The organism is Cutibacterium sp. LaCa_255, from assembly GCF_057458005.1.
Map to the genome: position 1 here is coordinate 1,988,723 of NZ_CP190956.1, position 18,238 is coordinate 2,006,960.

18 protein-coding genes are annotated in these 18,238 nt (G+C 64.6%); 11 read left to right on the forward strand and 7 right to left on the reverse strand.

The features are described from left to right. The first annotated feature begins 118 nt into the window (after positions 1 to 118). The 3 genes from ACP8ML_RS09030 to ACP8ML_RS09040 are packed head-to-tail and all read left to right on the forward strand — an operon-like array spanning position 119 to position 2,566. The gene (locus tag ACP8ML_RS09030; RefSeq protein ID WP_486702919.1) at positions 119 to 1,693 is read left to right on the forward strand and encodes an acyl-CoA carboxylase subunit beta; all 1,575 of its coding nucleotides are present in this window, start codon (positions 119 to 121) and stop codon (positions 1,691 to 1,693) included. 11 nt (positions 1,694 to 1,704) lie between these two features. Then, positions 1,705 to 1,923 carry an acyl-CoA carboxylase subunit epsilon gene (locus ACP8ML_RS09035; RefSeq protein WP_015582265.1) on the forward strand — a complete coding sequence of 73 codons (219 nt, stop codon included), beginning with the start codon at positions 1,705 to 1,707 and terminating at the stop codon, positions 1,921 to 1,923. Between the two features lies 1 nt (position 1,924). Continuing rightward, positions 1,925 to 2,566: a Maf family protein gene (locus ACP8ML_RS09040; RefSeq protein ID WP_284950241.1), complete on the forward strand. Its 642-nt coding sequence runs from the start codon at positions 1,925 to 1,927 to the stop codon at positions 2,564 to 2,566. Positions 2,567 to 2,606: 40 nt separating this feature from the next. On the opposite strand, the gene ACP8ML_RS09045 is transcribed toward ACP8ML_RS09040, so the two are convergent. Beyond that, the gene (locus ACP8ML_RS09045) at positions 2,607 to 3,026 is read right to left on the reverse strand and encodes a hypothetical protein (protein WP_063279507.1); all 420 of its coding nucleotides are present in this window, start codon (positions 3,024 to 3,026) and stop codon (positions 2,607 to 2,609) included. Positions 3,027 to 3,053: 27 nt separating this feature from the next. Then, positions 3,054 to 4,265, reverse strand: a complete 1,212-nt coding sequence (locus ACP8ML_RS09050) for an arginine deiminase (RefSeq protein WP_036975433.1) — start codon at positions 4,263 to 4,265, stop codon at positions 3,054 to 3,056. Between the two features lie 57 nt (positions 4,266 to 4,322). On the opposite strand from ACP8ML_RS09050, the gene ACP8ML_RS09055 reads away from it, so the two are divergent. Continuing rightward, positions 4,323 to 5,057, forward strand: a complete 735-nt coding sequence (locus tag ACP8ML_RS09055) for an SDR family oxidoreductase (RefSeq protein WP_065673795.1) — start codon at positions 4,323 to 4,325, stop codon at positions 5,055 to 5,057. Between the two features lie 79 nt (positions 5,058 to 5,136). Here the strand turns inward: ACP8ML_RS09055 and ACP8ML_RS09060 are convergent, their stop codons facing one another. The 4 genes from ACP8ML_RS09060 to ACP8ML_RS09075 all read right to left on the reverse strand — a co-directional run bounded on the left by ACP8ML_RS09060 (position 5,137) and on the right by ACP8ML_RS09075 (position 7,937). After that, positions 5,137 to 5,940, reverse strand: coding sequence for a hydroxymethylpyrimidine/phosphomethylpyrimidine kinase (locus ACP8ML_RS09060; RefSeq protein ID WP_486702920.1), 804 nt, complete (start codon positions 5,938 to 5,940; stop codon positions 5,137 to 5,139). Further along, positions 5,937 to 6,251 (reverse strand): hypothetical protein, encoded by a 315-nt coding sequence (locus ACP8ML_RS09065; protein ID WP_065673796.1) that lies wholly within the window; start codon positions 6,249 to 6,251, stop codon positions 5,937 to 5,939. The genes ACP8ML_RS09060 and ACP8ML_RS09065 overlap by 4 nt, the downstream gene beginning before the upstream one ends. Positions 6,252 to 6,423: 172 nt before the next feature. After that, the gene (locus ACP8ML_RS09070; RefSeq protein ID WP_486702921.1) at positions 6,424 to 7,422 is read right to left on the reverse strand and encodes a magnesium transporter CorA family protein; all 999 of its coding nucleotides are present in this window, start codon (positions 7,420 to 7,422) and stop codon (positions 6,424 to 6,426) included. Beyond that, positions 7,419 to 7,937 (reverse strand): NUDIX hydrolase, encoded by a 519-nt coding sequence (locus tag ACP8ML_RS09075; RefSeq protein ID WP_069103031.1) that lies wholly within the window; start codon positions 7,935 to 7,937, stop codon positions 7,419 to 7,421. The genes ACP8ML_RS09070 and ACP8ML_RS09075 overlap by 4 nt, the downstream gene beginning before the upstream one ends. Before the next feature lie 258 nt (positions 7,938 to 8,195). Here ACP8ML_RS09075 and ACP8ML_RS09080 point away from each other — a divergent pair, with 258 nt between their 5' ends. Both ACP8ML_RS09080 and ACP8ML_RS09085 read left to right on the forward strand, forming a co-directional pair. Beyond that, complete coding sequence (locus ACP8ML_RS09080) at positions 8,196 to 9,965, forward strand: acetyl/propionyl/methylcrotonyl-CoA carboxylase subunit alpha (RefSeq protein ID WP_063279512.1); 1,770 nt, start codon at positions 8,196 to 8,198, stop codon at positions 9,963 to 9,965. Positions 9,966 to 10,021: 56 nt separating this feature from the next. Beyond that, on the forward strand, positions 10,022 to 10,744 hold the full coding sequence (locus tag ACP8ML_RS09085) for a hypothetical protein (protein ID WP_171023531.1): 723 nt from the start codon (positions 10,022 to 10,024) through the stop codon (positions 10,742 to 10,744). 88 nt (positions 10,745 to 10,832) lie between these two features. On the opposite strand, the gene ACP8ML_RS09090 is transcribed toward ACP8ML_RS09085, so the two are convergent. Next, positions 10,833 to 12,212 (reverse strand): NAD(P)H-quinone dehydrogenase, encoded by a 1,380-nt coding sequence (locus ACP8ML_RS09090; protein WP_065673799.1) that lies wholly within the window; start codon positions 12,210 to 12,212, stop codon positions 10,833 to 10,835. A 176-nt stretch (positions 12,213 to 12,388) separates the two neighbouring features. Here ACP8ML_RS09090 and ACP8ML_RS09095 point away from each other — a divergent pair, with 176 nt between their 5' ends. The 5 genes from ACP8ML_RS09095 to ACP8ML_RS09115 all read left to right on the forward strand — a co-directional run bounded on the left by ACP8ML_RS09095 (position 12,389) and on the right by ACP8ML_RS09115 (position 18,145). Continuing rightward, the gene (locus ACP8ML_RS09095) at positions 12,389 to 13,201 is read left to right on the forward strand and encodes a purine-nucleoside phosphorylase (RefSeq protein ID WP_063279515.1); all 813 of its coding nucleotides are present in this window, start codon (positions 12,389 to 12,391) and stop codon (positions 13,199 to 13,201) included. A 25-nt stretch (positions 13,202 to 13,226) separates the two neighbouring features. Then, entirely contained in the window at positions 13,227 to 14,903 is a 1,677-nt protein-coding gene (locus ACP8ML_RS09100) for a phospho-sugar mutase (RefSeq protein ID WP_065673800.1), read from the forward strand. A 358-nt stretch (positions 14,904 to 15,261) separates the two neighbouring features. Further along, on the forward strand, positions 15,262 to 15,435 hold the full coding sequence (locus ACP8ML_RS09105) for a hypothetical protein (protein WP_171048658.1): 174 nt from the start codon (positions 15,262 to 15,264) through the stop codon (positions 15,433 to 15,435). An 80-nt stretch (positions 15,436 to 15,515) separates the two neighbouring features. Next, entirely contained in the window at positions 15,516 to 17,360 is a 1,845-nt protein-coding gene (locus tag ACP8ML_RS09110; RefSeq protein ID WP_117189686.1) for a DUF2207 domain-containing protein, read from the forward strand. 266 nt (positions 17,361 to 17,626) lie between these two features. After that, positions 17,627 to 18,145, forward strand: a complete 519-nt coding sequence (locus ACP8ML_RS09115) for a nucleoside/nucleotide kinase family protein (protein WP_117189663.1) — start codon at positions 17,627 to 17,629, stop codon at positions 18,143 to 18,145. Positions 18,146 to 18,238 lie beyond the last annotated feature (93 nt).

Genomic DNA, 18,238 nt, shown 5'->3' on the forward strand with positions numbered 1-18,238 from the left:
CCCGATGATGCCGTGGAACTTCCGGAAGCTCGTGACAGCCACGGTCCGCATGGCCGCCATCCATCCCGGAAAGCGGCCCGACGCCACGCTTGTCGCCTGTGACGGATAGTCTCAACTCATGGAGATCGACATCCACACCACGGCAGGAAAGATCGCCGACCTCGGTCGGAGGATCGACGAGGCCGTCAATGCCGCATCCCCCTCGGCCATCGAAAAGCAGCACGCCGCCGGAAAGATGACCGCCAGGGAGCGCATCCTGCGGCTGCTGGACGAGGATTCCTTCACCGAGCTCGATGAGTTCTCTCGTCACCGCTCGACGAACTTCGGCATGGAACGCAAGCGTCCCTACACCGACGGCGTCATCACCGGTGTCGGTGCGATCCATGGTCGTCCGGTCTGTGTGTTCAGCCAGGACGTCACGATCTTCGGTGGGTCCTTGGGTGAGGTCTACGGCGAGAAGATCTGCAAGATCATTGACTTCGCCGTCAAGACAGGCTGCCCCCTCATCGGCATCAACGAGGGCGGCGGCGCTCGTATTCAGGAAGGCGTGGCCTCCCTGGCCCGGTTCGGTGACATCTTCCGCCGCAACACCAGGGCTTCCGGCGTCATCCCCCAGATCTCCATCATCATGGGCGCCGCAGCTGGCGGTCACGTCTATTCCCCCGCCCTCACCGACTTCATCGTCATGGTCGACCAGACCTCCCAGATGTTCATCACCGGCCCGGCCGTCGTCAAGCAGGTCACCGGCGAGGACGTCTCCCTCGAGGAGTTGGGCGGCGCTCGTACCCATTCCACGAAGTCGGGCAACTCCCACTACCTGGCCAATGACGAGGACGACGCCCTGGAGTTCGTCCGCGACCTGGTCAGCTACCTGCCACAAAACAACTTGGAGGATCCGCCGTTCTACGACGACGGTGAGGCCGACCTGACGATCACCGATCACGACCGCAAGCTCGACGTCCTCATTCCGGACTCCGCGAACCATCCGTACGACATGCACGAGATCATCACGACCGTGCTCGACGAGGACACCTTCCTGGAGATCCACGAGCTCTTCGCCCCGAACGTCATCTGCGGATTCGGACGCATCGAGGGCCACGTCATCGGCATCGTCGCCAACCAGCCAATGGTCAACGCCGGCACCCTCGACATCAATGCCTCCGAGAAGGCTGCCCGGTTCGTCCGGACCTGCGACTCCTTCAACATCCCGGTACTCACCTTCGTCGACACCCCTGGATTCCTGCCCGGCGTCGAGCAGGAGCACGAGGGCATCATCCGTCGTGGCGCCAAGCTCATCTACGCCTACGCCGAGGCCACCGTGCCGCTGCTGACCGTCGTCACCCGCAAGGCCTACGGCGGCGCCTACATCGTCATGGGGTCCAAGACCCTCGGGGCCGACGTCAACCTCGCCTGGCCCACAGCCCAGATCGCCGTCATGGGTGCTGAAGGAGCCGTCAGCATCCTGCACCGCCGCACCTTGGCCACCGATCCCGATCCGGAGGTCAAGCGCAGGGAGCTCATCGACGAGTACGAGACGACCCTGTCGAACCCGTACCAGGCAGCTGAGCGAGGATGGATCGACCAGGTCATCCACCCGCACGAGACCCGCGCCTCGGTCATCCGTACCCTGCGTCTGTTGCGCACCAAGCGCGAGGCGCTGCCTCCCAAGAAGCACGGGAACATCCCGCTGTGAGTGAGCACACCATGGACGACGATCCGATCAAGGTCACCAGGGGAAATCTCACCGACGAGGAGCTTGGTGCCCTCGTCGCGGTGCTGACCGAGCTCACCCGTCCGGGCCCGGACGCCTACGTGCCGGACGACCGACCGATCGCCTTCGGCTGGAAGTCCTACTGGCGCACCATCCGTGAACCCTTCATGCCCGGCCAGGCGGCCTGGCGGGGATCTCTGCGGCGCTACTGACATGACGACCCGTTTCGTTCTCGCATCGAAATCGCCCGCCCGACTGCGTATGTTGCGCTCAGCCGGCATCGAACCCGTCGTCATCGCCTCGGGAGCTGACGAGAGCCGCCTTCCTGGGGAGGACGCTGCCACCATGACGGCCCGGCTGTGCCGCCTCAAGGCCCACTCGGTCATCGGCTCCGGGGCCCTTGACGAGCACCCCGCCGACCGGACGATCGTGGTGGCCTGCGACTCCGTACTCAATCTCGACGGACGTGTCCTCGGCAAGCCCCACACCGCTGACCGTGCCCGGCAGTGGTGGCGCCGGATGAGAGGTCACCAGGGCGTCCTCGTCAGCGGACACCACATCGCCGTCATCGAGAACGGTCAGATCCGCGAGCAGACCCGCGTCGGCCAAACCGTCGTCACCTTCGCAGATCTCACTGACGCCGAGATCGATGCCTACGCCAGCAGCGGCGAGCCGGCCAAGGTGGCTGGTGCCTTCACCATCGACGGCCTGGGCGGCGCCTTCATCACCCGTATCAATGGCGACCCCCACAACGTCACCGGCATCTCCCTGCCATTGGTGCGTCAGATGCTCATGGACCTTGACGTCGAATGGTCCTCGCTGTGGAACGGGCCCAGGGGCGGGCACCTGTCCTGAGCCAGGGTATGCGCGGCACTGACCCGCGCGGGACCGACTCTCAGCCGTGCCGGAGGGTCAGTCCGGCAGCCTCATCGGAGCTCGTGAACGCCCCGGTCCAGCCCGTGGTGTCGGGGCGGTTCGAGGTGAACGTCAATGACCCATTGCCATCCCCGGTCACCGTGAACCCCGACGCAGGCAGGTTCTGTGCCAGGAAGTCATGCACCTTTCCGGAAGTGTCGGGCTGGGTGAGCAGGGTGATGTTGTTGACGTGATCGACCCGCATCGTGACGTCAAGCCCCTGGGGTAGACGGAAGTTCCGCGGACCATATTCGAACCCCAGGCTCGCCAGGGTCTCCTCCCCAGCCGGTGCCGGGGTGGGTGAACCGATGGCCGGGGTGGGCACGGCTCCCTCGTGCGAGGGAGCGCACCCTGCCACGACGAGCAGTGCCGTCGCTACGATCGCTGCTCTGGACCTCATGCCGGTGATGCTATCGCTGATGTCACCTCACAGCTCGTCGCGCAGCACCGGGCACGACATGCACCGTGGGCCACCACGTCCTGACCCCAGCTCCGAGCTCGGAATCGTCAGTACCTCGATGCCGGCGGCCTCCAGACGAGCATTGGTGTTCGTGTTACGCTCATAAGCCACCACCACACGTGGCGCCAGGGCGAGGGTGTTGTTGCCGTCATCCCACTGCTCACGCTCAGCGGTCACGGGGTCGAGGCCAGTGTCGATGACGCGCATTCGCTCGATCCCCAGAGCGTCGGCGGCGGCCGTCAGGAACGGTGTCGGCTCACCGATACGAATGTCGTCACCGACAGGAGTGAGCGGAACAGCCGTCAGACTGTCGGCAATCTGCGGGTACATGACGACGGCGTCGACGTCGACCATGGTGCACACGGTGTCCAGGTGCATGGTGGCGCGCTGCTGATGGATCGGCACGGCCAGCACGGTGTGAGCCACTCCCAGCTCGAAGGCGGTACGCGCCAGACGCTCGGCCCCGGACGGGGTGGTGCGCTCCCCCACGCCGATCGCCATGACCTGCTCACCCAGATGCATGACGTCCCCACCTTCAAGGTTCTCCAGCCGCCAGCCGTAACAGTCACCGTGCCCCCGGAACCTCGGATGGTGACGATAGATGAGGTCGGTCAGTTGGGTTTCGCGGCGCCGTGCTGGCATCGTCAGGGATGTCACGGCCGGATGGTTACCCACCCAGACGCTGGAGTCGCGGGTGAAGAGCAGGTTCGGAAGCGGGTCGATGATGAAGTCCTCGGGAGCCAGCAGGCTCGTGACCAAGCTGCGGGGTGCAGCGGGTTCGACGGTGGCCAGTTCACCATTGGACAGACCGGCCATGAGCACCTTCGTCAACATCTCGCTGGACAGCTCTGACAGACGCTGGCGCAGGTATCTGCGCAGCCCGTCGCCATATCTCAAATCGGTGAGCAGATCGTCAAGGGCCTGCCGCCGAGCAACCTCGTCGTCGAGGGTTTCGCGCAGGAGCTCTCCGAGCAGGAGGACCTCGACGCCGCGGTCCTCAAGGATCGAGGCGAAAATGTCGTGGTCACGCTGGGCCTGGTCGACCCACGGCATTGCATCGAAGAGGAGCTTGTCATTGTTGCGAGGAGTCAGTCTGCGCAATTCGTCGCCAGGGCGATGCAGGATGACTGTCCGTAACCGCCCGACTTCGGATCTGACATCGCACGTGCTTTCTGCCATGACGGTAGCCAACCACAACCCGGGATTGCTCGCTGGCAAGACGAGTACGGTTGCGTCATGGAAACCCCCACGACGTCGGAAACTTCACACAACGACCAGCACACCAAGAAAGTCCTCGTGACCGGGGCGACGCGCGGCATCGGACGGGCGATCGCCGAGGAGCTGGGGCGAGACCACCACATCATCGTGGGAGGACGCCACCGCGAGGCCGTCGAGAAGGTGGTCTCTGAACTGCCTGACGCCTCCCCCTTCGTCGTCGATCTGGCTGACGAGGAGGCCACTGCGGCGGCCGTGTCTCAGCTGGACAGTCTCGATGTTCTCGTCAACAGCGCCGGGGTGAGTGCCGCGTCTCCCGGTGAGATCGCAGCTCAGAGCCGTGAGGAGTGGCGTCGAGTGCTGGAGATCAATGTCGTCGCCGTCGCCGACCTCGCTCACCTCGTGCTGCCCCTGCTGAGGGCCAGCCATGGCGACATCGTCATGATCAATTCAGGATCTGGTTTCTTGCGGACCCCGGCTGGCGGCGGCGTCTACGCGGCCTCGAAGTACGCCTTGCGGGCCCTCACACATGCCCTGCGTGAGGAGGAGCGTGGTGTCGTACGGGTGACGTCAATCCACCCCGGTCGTGTCGACACCGACATGCAGGTGGAACTGCAGGCCCAAGCCGGACGTCCCTACGACGCCTCCGAGCACCTGCGGCCACAGTCCGTCGCCGTCACCGTCCGCGCGGCCCTGGAGGCCAGCCCCGAGGCCATGATCGAGGAGCTGTCAGTGCGTCCGGTCTTCCGACGCTGACCCCCAACTTCTGTGATCATGACGGATCGAGACATGACTTGACCCCGGCGGATATCCGCCGGGGTCAAGTCATGAATGATCAGGCTCGGTAATTACCTTGGTAGACGCAGTCGAACGGGGCGTTGCCGTGCATCCGGTTCTCGATGGCCAAGACGACGACCTGCTTGGCAGTGCGAGCGGCGTCCAGCGGACTGGCTCCCTTGGCGATCTCCGCGGTGATCGCGGCAGCCAGCGTGCAGCCAGCACCGGAGACGCGCTCCTGACCGACGGCGGGAACCTCGAGGACCTCGCAGTCGTGGCCGTCGTAGTAGACGTCCAGAGCGGTGCCGGTGTTCAACAGGGTGCCGGCCTTGGCGATGACGACCGGAACTCCCTGGTCACCGATCTTCTTGGCAGCGTCCTTGAGGGCCTCGACCGAGGTGATCTCGTCCACGCCGGCGAGGGTCTGCGTCTCGAAGAGGTTCGGCGTGATGACGTCGGCATGCGGCAGGATCTGCTCGCGCAGGGCGTTGTCGGTGTCGAGGGCGGCACCCGTCTCCTGGCCCTTGCAGATGAGGACGGGGTCGAGGATAACCTTGGGGAACTTGTAGGCCTCCAAGGCCTCGGCGACGACGCCGATGGTCGTCGGGGTACCGAGCATGCCGATCTTGACGGCGTCGATCTGGCCGTGGACGGCTGCAGCGGCCTCGATCTGATCATGAATGACCTGCGGATCGACCGGCACGAATCGGTGTCCCCAGTCGTTGTCGGGATCGAAGGAGACGATGCAGGTCAGGGACGTGCATCCGAACACCCCGAGTTGGTGGAAGGTCTTGAGGTCGGTCTGGGCTCCGGCGCCACCGGAGGCCTCGGACCCGGCAATGGCTAGTGCAATCTTCGTCACGTCGGCCAGTCTAGGAGTCTTGCCCGGTGATGTCGGGAGTTGCCGGGGAGTGACCACGACACCGTCTGAAATTGACGGAACCGCCCATGGCGGCGTCGCCAAGACTCGTCCTTGACCGTCGCCTCAGGTGGGATGAAGTAGTACGCGGCAACCAGCGTGTCGTCGATCCGGCTGACCGGTATGCGCATGTCGCGGGGAGCGGCCAGTTGCTCTATCGACAGTGACCTGGCCGTCGACATGGCTTCGTCAGCAGGTCCCTTCTTGGGTCGTCCGCGGTCCTTTCCGGTGGGCAGCAGGGCCAGGAGGAGCATCCCCGCTACACAATTCGATGACGATGGACAGGGACGACCCGAGGTCAACCTGGCGCAGCACGATCTGTCCGGCCTCGGGGTGTCTCACATGTGCCGATACGGTAAGCGGCCTTACCCAATTGATGCAATCTGAGGACAAGAGTTCTGCACTGTCAGGCGCCTATTGGTCTCCTCAGATCCAGTCTTCCTTACGGAAAACCAGGTACAGCACGAGGCTCGACACGATGATGAGCCCGACCGAGATCCACAACCCCAACGGTCGGCCATCACCCAGGAAGGGAACGTTCTGTCCGAACCACCCCGTGATGAGGGTCGGGACGGCGATGATGGCAGCCCACCCTGCCAACTTCTTCATGACGGTGTTGAGTTTGGCGTCCTGGATGGACAGATTGGTCTCGAAGATCGTCGCGACGAGGTCCCGCAGGGAATCGGACCATTCCGAGACGCGCATGGAGTGGTCGTGCAGATCGTTGAAGTACGGCTCGAGGACCCGGGGAACAGCCACGGCTTCCCTGCTCGGACGGCTGATCGTCGAGACGATCTCGCGCATCGGGAGCACGACTCGACGAAACTGCACCAACTCCTTGCGCAGCCGATACACCCGCAACTGCACTTTCTGGGTGTCGATCGAGTCGTCGAAGAGTTGATCCTCGACGAGCTCCACGACGTCGTCCAGGTGCTGGACGGTGTCGAAATGACCGTCCACGAGGACGTCGAGAATGGCATGGACGATGCCCATCGGGCCGTTCGAGACCAGATCGAGGTTGGCGTCGAGGCGGTTGAGCACCTCCTTGACCTCGGGCAGGTCGTCTCGATGGACACTGACGACGCCATGTTCGAACACCCACACCGAGACCCGTGACATGATGAGGCGACTGTTGGGGTCATTCGTCTCGCCGATCGTCGCGGCGTAGGTCGTCAGGAAGAGATGGTCGGGATAGCGGGTGACCTTCGGACGCTCGCCGGGGGCCTCGGCATCCTCGACGGTGTGGAACTCCAGATCGAGTTCGTCGGCAAGGGTGTCGATGTCCTCGCGATCGGGAGCGGTGAGGTCATACCAGCTCAGCGTCTGATCGTCGGCGAGTTCGTCGCTCAGAGTTTCCAGGGGGACTGATTCGGCAACGACCTTCCCGCGCTGCCACACCCGGGAGGAGAGTTGGGAAAGACTCATGGAGTCTCCTCACGTAGAGCGCCGTCGTCATCCCCATCCGAGCTGAAGATGACGTGGTTAGACGAGTGCAACGCGGTCTCGATGCGACGGCGATGACGCGGGGCCATCTCGGGCAGGTCGTCGACGTCGAAGAAACCGGTCTGACTGGACTCGTCGTCACCCACTCGCGGCTGCCCGCTGATCCATCGGCACAGGAAGTCGTGATCGAGGAACTGGCAGCGGTCGCCATTGGGGTAGATGATGGGGGCCGCGACATTGACACGGACCAGGCGGACGATCTCCGCCGTCACCCCGGTCTCTTCCCGAATCTCTCGAAGGATGGCCTCGTCAGGTCTCTCCCCCGGCTCGATGATTCCGCAGACCGGTGTCCACGCTCCGGTGTCGGCACGTTTGACGAGCAGAACCTGGGGTCCGCGTGGCCCCTGGCGCAGCACGACAGCACTACTACCGGACAGCCACAACGGGTCATGACCGATGTGACGTCTAAGGTCCACGATGAACTGCGGTGTCGCCATGACCGTCAGGCTAGCGGCCGAGTGAGCCGTGGTCCCAGATCCACGACAGCCTCGCGGCGCATTCGCGATGGCAATCCCGGTAATCCGAGCAGGAGCTGCCACCACACCGGGCCGTTGCCATCGGATCTTCCGGGTGTACCACGCGACGTCGATACGGCACTTTCGGAGCCAGAAGACGTGGACAGTGACCATGGACGAACGCTGACCCTTTAGACTCACCGTGAGGGGCACCCGCCCCGAGAGCCGATCGGAGGAACCGTGGACAGGACCATCAAGCGGGTACTCGTCGCAAACCGTGGCGAGATCGCGGTGCGCGTCATCCGTGCCGCCGAGGACGCCGGTATTACGAGCGTGGCTGTCTACGCGGACTCCGACTCCGAGGGTTTGTTCGTCAAGCTTGCCGACGAAGCCTTCGCCCTCAACGGCGTGACCCCTGCTCAGACCTACCTTGACGTGGACAAGATCCTCGACATTGCCCGTCGGGCCGAGGTCGACGCGATCCACCCCGGGTACGGGTTCCTCTCCGAGAACGCCGACTTCGCCCAGGCTGTCATCGACGCCGGGTTCGTCTGGATCGGCCCGCCGCCGGAGGCCATTCGGGCCCTCGGCGACAAGGTTCAGGCCCGTCACATCGCCCAGAAGGTCGGCGCCCCGCTCGTTCCCGGCACCGCCGACCCGGTCAACGGCCCGGAGGAGGTCGTCGAGTTTGCCAAGGAACACGGCCTGCCGATCGCCATCAAGGCCGCCTTCGGAGGCGGCGGTCGCGGCCTCAAGGTCGCCCGCTCGATGGACGAGGTCATCCATCTCTACGAGTCTGCGGTGCGCGAGGCCGTCACTGCTTTCGGACGCGGCGAGTGTTTCGTGGAGCGCTACCTCGACAAGCCGCGTCACGTCGAGACCCAGTGCGTCGCCGACCAGTACGGCACCGTGCAGATCATCTCGACCCGTGACTGCTCCCTGCAACGTCGCCACCAGAAGCTCGTCGAGGAGGCCCCGGCGCCGTTCCTCAGTGACGAGCAGCTGACCCGTCTCTACGAGTCCTCCCGAGCCATCCTCAAGGAGGCCGGATATGTCGGTGCCGGAACCTGCGAATTCCTCGTCGGCCTGGACGGGACCATCAGCTTCCTCGAGGTCAACACCCGTCTGCAGGTAGAGCACCCGGTCTCCGAGGAGGTTGCCGGAGTCGACCTGGTGCAGATGATGTTCCACGTGGCCCAGGGCGGCCACCTCGAGCCCGAGGATCCGAAACTGCGCGGCCACTCCTTCGAGTTCCGCATCAACGCCGAGGATCCCGGCATGGGGTTCATGCCTGCGCCTGGCACCCTGACCTCGTGGCAGCCGCCGTGTGGCCCCGGTATCCGCGTTGACGAGGGCTACCACTCCGGCATGACTGTTCCGGGAGCCTTCGACTCCCTCGTCGGAAAGCTCATCGTCACGGGGGACTCCCGCGAGCAGGCTCTGGCCCGCGCCGCCCGGGCCCTCGACGAGATCGTCATCGACGGTATGCCGACTGTCGTCCCCTTCCACCGTGCGGTCGTCAAGGACCCTGCCTTTACCGCAACCGACGGTCACTTCGGCGTTTTCACCGACTGGATCGAGACCGAGTTCGACAACAAGATCGAGCCCTACACCGGATCTTTGGGGGAGTCCGCCGACACCGAGCCCCCTCACGAGGTTGTCGTGGAGGTCAACGGCAAGCGGGTCGAGGTGCGCATCCCGGCATCCCTGCACGGCGCCCGTCAGGCCCCCAGCACGAAGTCTCGTCGCCCCACCCGTCGCAACCGCGCGGGACGTCACACTGCGGCGACCGGCACCTCGGTGGCATCCCCGATGCAGGGAACCATCGTCAAGGTCAATGTCGTCGAGGGCGAGCAGGTCAACGAGGGCGACCAGATCGTCGTCATGGAAGCCATGAAGATGGAGCAGCCTCTGGCCGCCCATCGCTCAGGCGTCATCCGTGACCTCAATGCCACGGTCGGCTCGACGGTCGCCTCGGGCGAGGTCATCTGTGAGATCGTCGATGAGTGAGGTTTGCAGCGTGATTTTTCTTGTGAGTGTCCATTTCAGAGAGCATTCTGGTGATCATGTCCGGTGACCTCCTGCTCTTCCTGCTGTTCTTCGTGGGGCTTGTGGCAACGACGGCATCACTGATGCGTGCCCAGCGTCAGTCCCGCGAGATGGAGGCCCGACGCGCCAAAGCCATCGAGGCCAAGGTCTCGCAGATGCGCCAGGAGACTGAGGAGGACGTCACCACCTTTGGCGAGGCCCTGCGCGATCTCGACATGGAGATGATCGGCAAGGAGGTGTCGGCCGAGGGTCGCAAGGACTGGAACACGGCCTTGGACTGCTACGACCGCGCCAAGACACTCATGGCCCAGGACAAGGGCACCCGCTCGATCCCGCTCGTCACCGAGACCCTCGAGGAGGGTCGTCACTCCATCGCCTGCGTGCAGGCCCGCGCCAATGGCGAGCCGATTCCCGAGGTGCGTCCGCCGTGCTTCTTCGACCCGGCTCACGGCCCGTCGACCACTGACGTCATGTACTCCCCCGACGGCGGAGTCGCGCGCAAGGTTCCGGCCTGCGCCGCCGACGCCCAGCGCATCCAGCAGGGGCGCTCCCCGTGGATCCGCACCGTCGACGTCAATGGCGCCCAGCTGCCCTACTGGCAGGCTGGCCCGGACTACGCGCCGTGGGTGCAGGGCTACTACCGCCGGTATGAGTCCGACCCAGTCATCAGCGGACTGGCCGTCGGTGGTCTCGGCCTTGTTGGTCTGGGGCTCTTCTCAGCCCTCTTTGACGACTTCTGATCCATTGTCGACCCCCAGAAGGACCCCTCGACGAATCGTCGAGGGGTCCTTCTCACGGTGTGTCTCGTGGCAGGTTCACACCACGACGTCACTCCACAAAGTTCTGCAACCGTCGGGCAGCCTCTGACACCGATCCCGACAGGGACGGGTAGACGGTGAAGTCGTGCTGGAAGGCGTCGACGGGGATCCGCTCGGCCACCGCGACCGAGATCGGATGGATGAGTTCGCTGGCCCGCGGGGAGACGACGACGCCACCAATGATGTTGCCGGTGGCAGGACGGCAGAAGAGCTTGACGAAACCGTCTTGGATTCCCTGCATCTTGGCCCTCGGGTTAGTCGACAGGTCGAGTCGGGTGGATCGGGCCTGGACCTTTCCGGAGTCGACGTCGGTCTGCGTCACACCCACCGTGGCGATCTCGGGAGAGGTGAAGACATTCGAGCACACCAAGGACAGGTCGAGGGGCTGGAGGGCCTGGCCCAGGGCATGCCACACGGCGATGCGCCCCTGCATGGCTGCCACGGATGCCAGGGCGAAGACACCGGTGCAGTCTCCGGCAGCATAGATGCCCGGCACACTGGTGCGCGAAACCTTGTCAACGGTGATGTGACCACGCGGACCGACGGCAACACCGACCTCCTCCAAGCCGAGGTCCGAGCTGTTCGGCGTTGACCCGACGGCCATCAGAACGTGGGATCCGCGCACGGTCCGGCCGTCCTCGAGACCGACAACGACACCATCACCGTCACGCACCGCAGAGACCGCGCGAGAGCGGGACAGGATCTGCATGCCGCGAGACTCGAAGACCTGCTGCAACACACGAGCTGCGTCGGGGTCCTCGCCGGGGAGCACCTGGTCACGCGAGGACACCAGGGTCACCCGACATCCCAATGAGTCGTAGGCCGACGCGAACTCAGCACCTGTCACACCCGATCCCACCACGACGAGGTGCTCGGGGATCTCCGTCATCGAGTACACCTGCTTCCAGGTGAGGATGCGGTCCCCGTCGCAGCGAGCCGCCGGGAGCTCACGCGGGGTCGTGCCGGTGGCGAGCAGGACGATGTCGGCGTCGATGATCTCGTCATCATTGATGATGACCCGGTGCAGGTGGCCCGGGGCACCCGCGGCCAGACGGGCACGACCACTGACGAGGCGCACTCCCTTGCGCTCCAGGCCTCGACCAATGTCGTCGGATTGGGCCTGAGCCAGACGGCGTACGCGGGAGTTGACGGCGTCGAGATCGACCTCGAACTTGTGGGTCTGGCGAAGGCCGAGCTCGGGTGCGCGCCGCAGGGCCGCGGTGACCTCGGCAGTGGCAATGAGGGTTTTCGAGGGAACACAGTCGGTGAGGACGGCAGCTCCTCCGATGCCGGTTTCTTCCACGACGGTGACGTCAACGCCACCTGCCGCCGCTACGTTGGCGGCCTCATAGCCCCCGGGCCCAGCTCCAATGATCACCATGGACGTCATGGCCGCATTCTTTCAGCCATGGCGAGATTTCTGTTGACATCGAGAGAAATTGCTTACCCCGACAATGAGGTTGCTCCAACACACGTATCGACGCTGCTCCTCCGGACTCGGAAGACGGCTGCGAATGGGCCGGGGTTCGCGCGCCCGGATCGGCGAAAACCTCTAGGGTTGACCCCATGACGACACCGGATTTCACCGATCCCCAGGCCATCGCCCGCGATGCTGCCGATGCCATCCGTTCCCGCCTCTCGCTCACCAGCGTCGATGTGGGACTCGTGCTCGGCTCGGGCTGGTCCGCCGGAGTTGATCGCCTTGGCGAGATGATTGGACGAATCCCGCTCGGCGAACTGCCTGGATTCTCGACACCGGTCGTTGCCGGGCATGGCGGCGACCTGGTTGCTGTCAAGCTGCCCACCGGCAGGACCGCCGTCGTTCTGACCGGACGCACCCACTTCTACGAGGGACGTGGAGTCGAACCGGTTGTCCATGGAGTGCGCACCGCCGCGGCTCTTGGCGCCAGCACGATGATCCTCACCAATGGCTGCGGAGGCCTCGACCCGTCCTGGGGCCCGGGAACCGTCGTCGCCATTCGCGACCACATCAACCTCACAGGTGCCACCCCGCTGCGTGGCGCCACTTTCATCGACATGTCGAGGGCATGGACCCCGACACTGCTCGAGGTCGTCGAGAAGGTCGCCCCAGGCACCCCGACCGGCGTCTACGCCCAGTTCCGCGGCCCCCAGTACGAGACTCCTGCCGAGGTACGCATGGCTCGCACCATCGGCGCCGACCTCGTCGGCATGTCGACCGCACTTGAGGCCATCGCCGCCCGGGAAGCCGGACTCGACCTGCTCGGCCTGTCCCTGGTCACCAATCACGCTGCTGGTGTCACCGACGCCCCGCTGGACCACGCCGAGGTCATTGCCGCCGGTAAGGAGGCCGCCCCCCGGCTGGCGGGTCTGCTCGCTGACATCACGGCTGCCATCTGATCCACCCCACACCCATTGAGGAACCATGACCACCACACAATCCGAGGGGCTGTCCCCCGAACTCGTCACCCAGGTTCAGTCCTGGCTCGACCAGGACCCTGATGAGGCCACCCGCACCGAACTGTCCGACCTGCTCACCCGTGCCCAGCACGGTGACTCCGAGGCCGTCGCGGCCGTTGAGTCGGCCTTCTCCGGCCCGTTGACCTTCGGTACCGCTGGCCTGCGTGCCGCTCTCGGACCCGGACCGTCCCGGATGAACAGAGTCGTCGTCCAGCGTGCAGCTGCCGGATTCGCAGCCTGGCTGCGTGCCCACGGCGAGAAGGAGGGGTCGGTGATCATCGGCTTCGATGCCCGGCACAACTCCGACGTCTTCGCCCGCGACACAGCCGAGATCATGGCGGGGGCCGGGTTCCACGCCCTGCTGGCCGACTCCCCCATCCCGACCCCGGTAACCGCCTTCGCCATCAAGCATTACGGCGCAGTTGCCGGCGTCATGGTGACCGCCTCCCACAACCCGCCAGCCGACAACGGCTACAAGGTGTACCTGGGCGACGGCTCCCAGATCGTGCCTCCCACCGACACCGAAATCGCCCACGAGATCGAGGTCGTGTCGGCCGATCCTGTCGGGGCGATCCCGCGTGGTGACGACATCAAGCTCATCGGCGACGAACTCATCGACGCCTACGTCGCCCGTGCTGCCGAACTGACCACGGCCAATCCGGACGTCACCTGGGTCTACACCGCCATGCACGGTGTCGGAACCCGCGTCGTGCGTCACCTCGTCGAGACGGCCGGTCTGCCGGAGTTCGTCGGTGTCGCTGAGCAGCTCGACCCGGACCCGGACTTCCCCACCGTGGCCTTCCCGAACCCCGAGGAGCCGGGCGCCATCGACCTGGCCATCGCCCAGGCTCGCAAACATGACGCTGACGTCGTCATCGCCTCTGACCCTGACGCCGACCGTTGTGCCGTTGCCGCCGTCATCGACGGTGACTGGCGGATGCTCACCGGTGACGAGCTCGGAACCCTGCTGGGTGACGATGCCCTGCGTCGTGGTCTGGACGGGGTCTACGCCAATTCGGTGGTCTCGTCGACCTGTCTGGGACGCATGGCCAAGGCAGCAGGACGCGAGCACCGGATGACCCTGACCGGTTTCAAGTGGATTGGCCGCGTTCCCGGCCTCGTCTTCGGTTACGAGGAGGCCATCGGCTACTGCTGCGACCCCTCCCATGTGCCGGACAAGGACGGCATCACTGCCCTGGCGACGATCATGCGTCTGGTGGGTGAGCTCAAGGCCTCCGGCACCACGATCTCGGAGCGGCTCGACGAGATCTGGGCCACCCATGGTCTGCACCGCACCAGCCAGCTGGCCGTGCGCGTCACCGACATGTCGATCATCTCCGACGCCATGGACCGTCTGCGCAGCCAGCCTCCGGCCACCCTGCTGGGCGACCCCGTCGACGTCTGCGACCTCGACGACCCCAGCAATGGGTCCGGGCTGCCCGAGCAGAACGCCATCGAGCTGGCTGGACCTCGCGTCCACGTCGTTGCTCGTCCCTCCGGCACCGAGCCCAAGCTCAAGTGTTACCTCGAGGTGCGGGCAACTCCTGAGGAGTCGTCGACCGACCTGCCGGCTGCCAAGTCCAAGCTGGACGCCGAAATGGTCGCCCTGCGCGGGGAGATGGCCAAGGCGCTCGGGATCTGACGCGATTCTGACAAGGAATTCCGACCCAGTGTCACCGCCCCGAATCGAGTCCGGGGCGGCCTCCCCGTCCGGATCAGCCATCGCCGGATGGTCGAAGGGGCGCAGGCCGGTGTTCCAGACGGTATCGGTGGTGCCGTATCCGTTGGAGATGCTCGACGTATGGGCGCAATGGCTCCGGATCAGAACCCATGAAAAGGGTCCTTCCGCATAAGCCGTAATAGCCACCGGTAGATTCCCCTTTCTCACCGTGTGAGGTCACTTGTACGCGGCGAATGAACCCTTTGCTCCTACATCGTCGATCGTGCGACATCCCCGGTGTGCCGTGATAGCTCGCCTTCCTACCGACCGTCTGCCTCCGATGACCCATTCCGTCGAGCTGTCACGCATCACCGAATATGACGCCGGTACCGTTCTCGACGCTGGTGGGGATGCCCAGGTCAGTCTCGACGAGGATGCTTCCGAAGGGCCACGGGAAATGGTCATCAGGTCAGCGGCACCACCTCACCTGGGAGACGAAAAACATCTCGGATAGCGATCCCCAAGTCCACTCACTGACCACCACTCCTCTTCAGAAAGGGTGTCGGTCGAATTAGGGTGCCTCACACTGATTCCATGCGACGTACCCCATTCGCCGTATTAACAGCATTCCTGCTGACGCTTTTTGTCGCTGTGGTCCCGGCCGTTCCGGCCCATGCCCAGGGCGACGAACGCATCACGGCTTACAACGTCAACGCCACCCTCGATCGAGACGGCGACGCTCGAGTCACCCTTGACCTCACCTACGACTTCGCTGACGCGGACAGACACGGGCCTTACCTGACCTTCGTCACGAGACAGTCACTCACCGACAATCCCGGCCACGTCCGCCATGTCACCTACAGTGACATTCATGCCTCGAGCCCGTCGGGAGCTCCGGCCAACCTCCACAAGGAGAATGGCGGCGCACTACAGCTGCGCATGGGGTCTAAGGACCAGACCGTCACCGGTATGCAGAAATACCGGATCACCTACATGGTTCACGGTCTCATCGGTCGGGACAACAAGGAATCTCACCTCGACGAGATCAACTGGCGCATCTTCACCAATGTGGGCGTTCTCGTCGGCAACTCCAAGGTGACCATCACGGCACCCGCCAATGTAACGAAGGTCTACTGTGAGGTCGAGGACGGCGAGTGCGACACCTCCTCAACGGGCACGAAAACCGTTACCTTCTCGGCCCGCAAGATTGATGCCAACAAGACCTGGCGGGTGGTGGCCGGTGTCCCTGCCGGTACCTTCACCTCCGCTGCTGACGCCACGGTGACCGAGGCCACATCGGGCTCCCGGGCCGACCTCCCGCAGTACCTCACCGTCATCCCCTACGTTGTCGCCGTTGTTGTACTAGGCCTCATCGGCCTCGGGGCGTCCCTGTTCCGCAAGCGCGACATGGAATTTGCCGACGAAGCCCCTGGGTTCATTCCGGCACCTGATTTGCAGCAGGTCCGGCGTCGACGAGGAAAGGTCGAGGCGCCCATCCTCGTCCATCCGCCGGCTGGCATCACCCCGGCACAAGCAGGAGCCCTCCTCAACGGCAATGCCGACACCAATACCGTAACCGCCGGCATGCTCGACCTTGTCGCTCGGCACCATCTGTCAATCAACCAGGAAGAGCCTTCCGGCCTGGTGTTCAAGAAGCCGGAGTGGCGGTTCAACTGGCTGCGCGGGGAGGACTCGTTGGCGCCTTGGGAAGCTCGTCTCCTCGGTTCCCTCATCGGCAGCGGCAACAGCATCACCACCAGAGAACTGCGTCGCCAGAATGGCAACATTGCTCTGCCGAACGCCAAGAAGGATCTCGACGAGCTCAACGACCAGGCCGGCTACTTCACGAAGTCCCATCGCCAGGCACGGCTCGGGATCGTCGCCATCGGGGTCGCCCTGATCATCCTCGGCATACTCGGGTTCGTCTCCGGATTCCCCTTCCTTCTCGGAGGCGGAAGCACCATTGTCTACTTCGTCCTGACCTTCGTCACATTCGTGGCCGGCATCCTCTTCCTCGGCCTGTCCCGGAAAGTCCGACCACCTCGCAGCGCTCTGGGCACCGCGGTAACCGATCAGGTGCGGGGATTCCGCGACTACTTGGCTACCATCGAGGCGGAGCAGATCCAGATCGAGGAGGACCTCGACATCTTCTCGGCCTACCTTTCTTGGGCCGCGGCCTTCGGCATCGTCGACCGCTGGGTCACCCTGTTCGAACGGCTCGAGGCTGAGGGACGCTGGTCCCCCGACCCGATGTGGTACCCGCTGTACGGCTACGGCTATCACCGCAACCAGTCATTCACCTCGGCCTTCAACGACATGACCGAAGCGATGTCGTCGTCCATGACGGCAGCAGCGTCGTCCAGCACCTCGAGCTCCAGCTCCGGATTCTCCTCGGGATCCTCCGGCGGCTTCGGCGGTGGGGGCGGTGGAAGCTGGTGACACTCTAGACTCCCATGGTGGTCGAGGGCGACGACACCGTGCCACCGGGATCAGCGAATTCACCAGGAAACTGAGCCACGCCATGCGGTTGGCAGCGAGCGCCCTGCGAGACCAACCCCCTGAGGCGGTGCTGCCTCTTCCATCGTCGGCAGATTCGTGGGCGCTCCATGGTCATGATGGGCCTACCGATAGACTGATCAGCCGTGGCGCGCACGATCATCCTGTTGGCAGGACCCTCTGGGGCCGGGAAATCCCGTCTGACCCATATGGCTAAGCTGCCTGAACTGCGCCTTGACGACTTCTACCACGATCATGACGAGCCCGGCCTCCCCCGGGTGCGCGGCATGGTCGACTGGGACGACGTCGCCTCCTGGAACCTTCCAGCGGCTGTGGACGCCCTCGGTGAACTCGCGGCCGACGGGCAGACCGTCGTTCCCTGCTACGACATCTCGAGGTCTCGGGCCGATGGCACCCACCTCGTCGATGTGGGAGATGCGACAGCCGTCGTCGCCGAGGGGATCTTCGCCCTCGACCTGCTCGATCCGTGCCTGCGAGCCGGCATGGAGGTCCTGCCCATCTGGTTGGATCGTCCCCGCTGGTTCAACTTCGCCCGTCGTCTCATCCGCGATCTGCGACAGCACCGCAAGTCCCCACCCGTGCTGATTCGTCGTGGTCTGGCCCTGTGCCAGGCAGAGCCTGCACTGCGATCACGGGCCATCGTCATGGGATTCCAGCCGATGAGCATGAGGCGGGCGAGTGCCACCGTCGCGTCCCTCATGGACTAGTCACCATGGGTTGAGTGCCGGAGGGTTTTCAACCTTTTGATCGATGCTGAGGAGCCTCGTGCTCCGTAGTGTCGGTGGGGTCGAAAGGAATGC

What these genes read in the sequence shown, in the direction of transcription:
- ACP8ML_RS09030 (WP_486702919.1), top strand. Translation starts at nt 119, where the DNA reads ATGGAGATCGACATCCACACCACGGCAGGAAAGATCGCCGACCTCGGT.
- ACP8ML_RS09035 (WP_015582265.1), top strand. Translation starts at nt 1,705, where the DNA reads ATGGACGACGATCCGATCAAGGTCACCAGGGGAAATCTCACCGACGAG.
- ACP8ML_RS09040 (WP_284950241.1), top strand. Translation starts at nt 1,925, where the DNA reads ATGACGACCCGTTTCGTTCTCGCATCGAAATCGCCCGCCCGACTGCGT.
- ACP8ML_RS09045 (WP_063279507.1), bottom strand. Translation starts at nt 3,026, where the DNA reads ATGAGGTCCAGAGCAGCGATCGTAGCGACGGCACTGCTCGTCGTGGCA.
- ACP8ML_RS09050 (WP_036975433.1), bottom strand. Translation starts at nt 4,265, where the DNA reads ATGGCAGAAAGCACGTGCGATGTCAGATCCGAAGTCGGGCGGTTACGG.
- ACP8ML_RS09055 (WP_065673795.1), top strand. Translation starts at nt 4,323, where the DNA reads ATGGAAACCCCCACGACGTCGGAAACTTCACACAACGACCAGCACACC.
- ACP8ML_RS09065 (WP_065673796.1), bottom strand. Translation starts at nt 6,251, where the DNA reads ATGCTCCTCCTGGCCCTGCTGCCCACCGGAAAGGACCGCGGACGACCC.
- ACP8ML_RS09070 (WP_486702921.1), bottom strand. Translation starts at nt 7,422, where the DNA reads ATGAGTCTTTCCCAACTCTCCTCCCGGGTGTGGCAGCGCGGGAAGGTC.
- ACP8ML_RS09075 (WP_069103031.1), bottom strand. Translation starts at nt 7,937, where the DNA reads ATGGCGACACCGCAGTTCATCGTGGACCTTAGACGTCACATCGGTCAT.
- ACP8ML_RS09085 (WP_171023531.1), top strand. Translation starts at nt 10,022, where the DNA reads ATGTCCGGTGACCTCCTGCTCTTCCTGCTGTTCTTCGTGGGGCTTGTG.
- ACP8ML_RS09090 (WP_065673799.1), bottom strand. Translation starts at nt 12,212, where the DNA reads ATGACGTCCATGGTGATCATTGGAGCTGGGCCCGGGGGCTATGAGGCC.
- ACP8ML_RS09095 (WP_063279515.1), top strand. Translation starts at nt 12,389, where the DNA reads ATGACGACACCGGATTTCACCGATCCCCAGGCCATCGCCCGCGATGCT.
- ACP8ML_RS09100 (WP_065673800.1), top strand. Translation starts at nt 13,227, where the DNA reads ATGACCACCACACAATCCGAGGGGCTGTCCCCCGAACTCGTCACCCAG.
- ACP8ML_RS09105 (WP_171048658.1), top strand. Translation starts at nt 15,262, where the DNA reads ATGACCCATTCCGTCGAGCTGTCACGCATCACCGAATATGACGCCGGT.
- ACP8ML_RS09110 (WP_117189686.1), top strand. Translation starts at nt 15,516, where the DNA reads ATGCGACGTACCCCATTCGCCGTATTAACAGCATTCCTGCTGACGCTT.
- ACP8ML_RS09115 (WP_117189663.1), top strand. Translation starts at nt 17,627, where the DNA reads ATGGCTAAGCTGCCTGAACTGCGCCTTGACGACTTCTACCACGATCAT.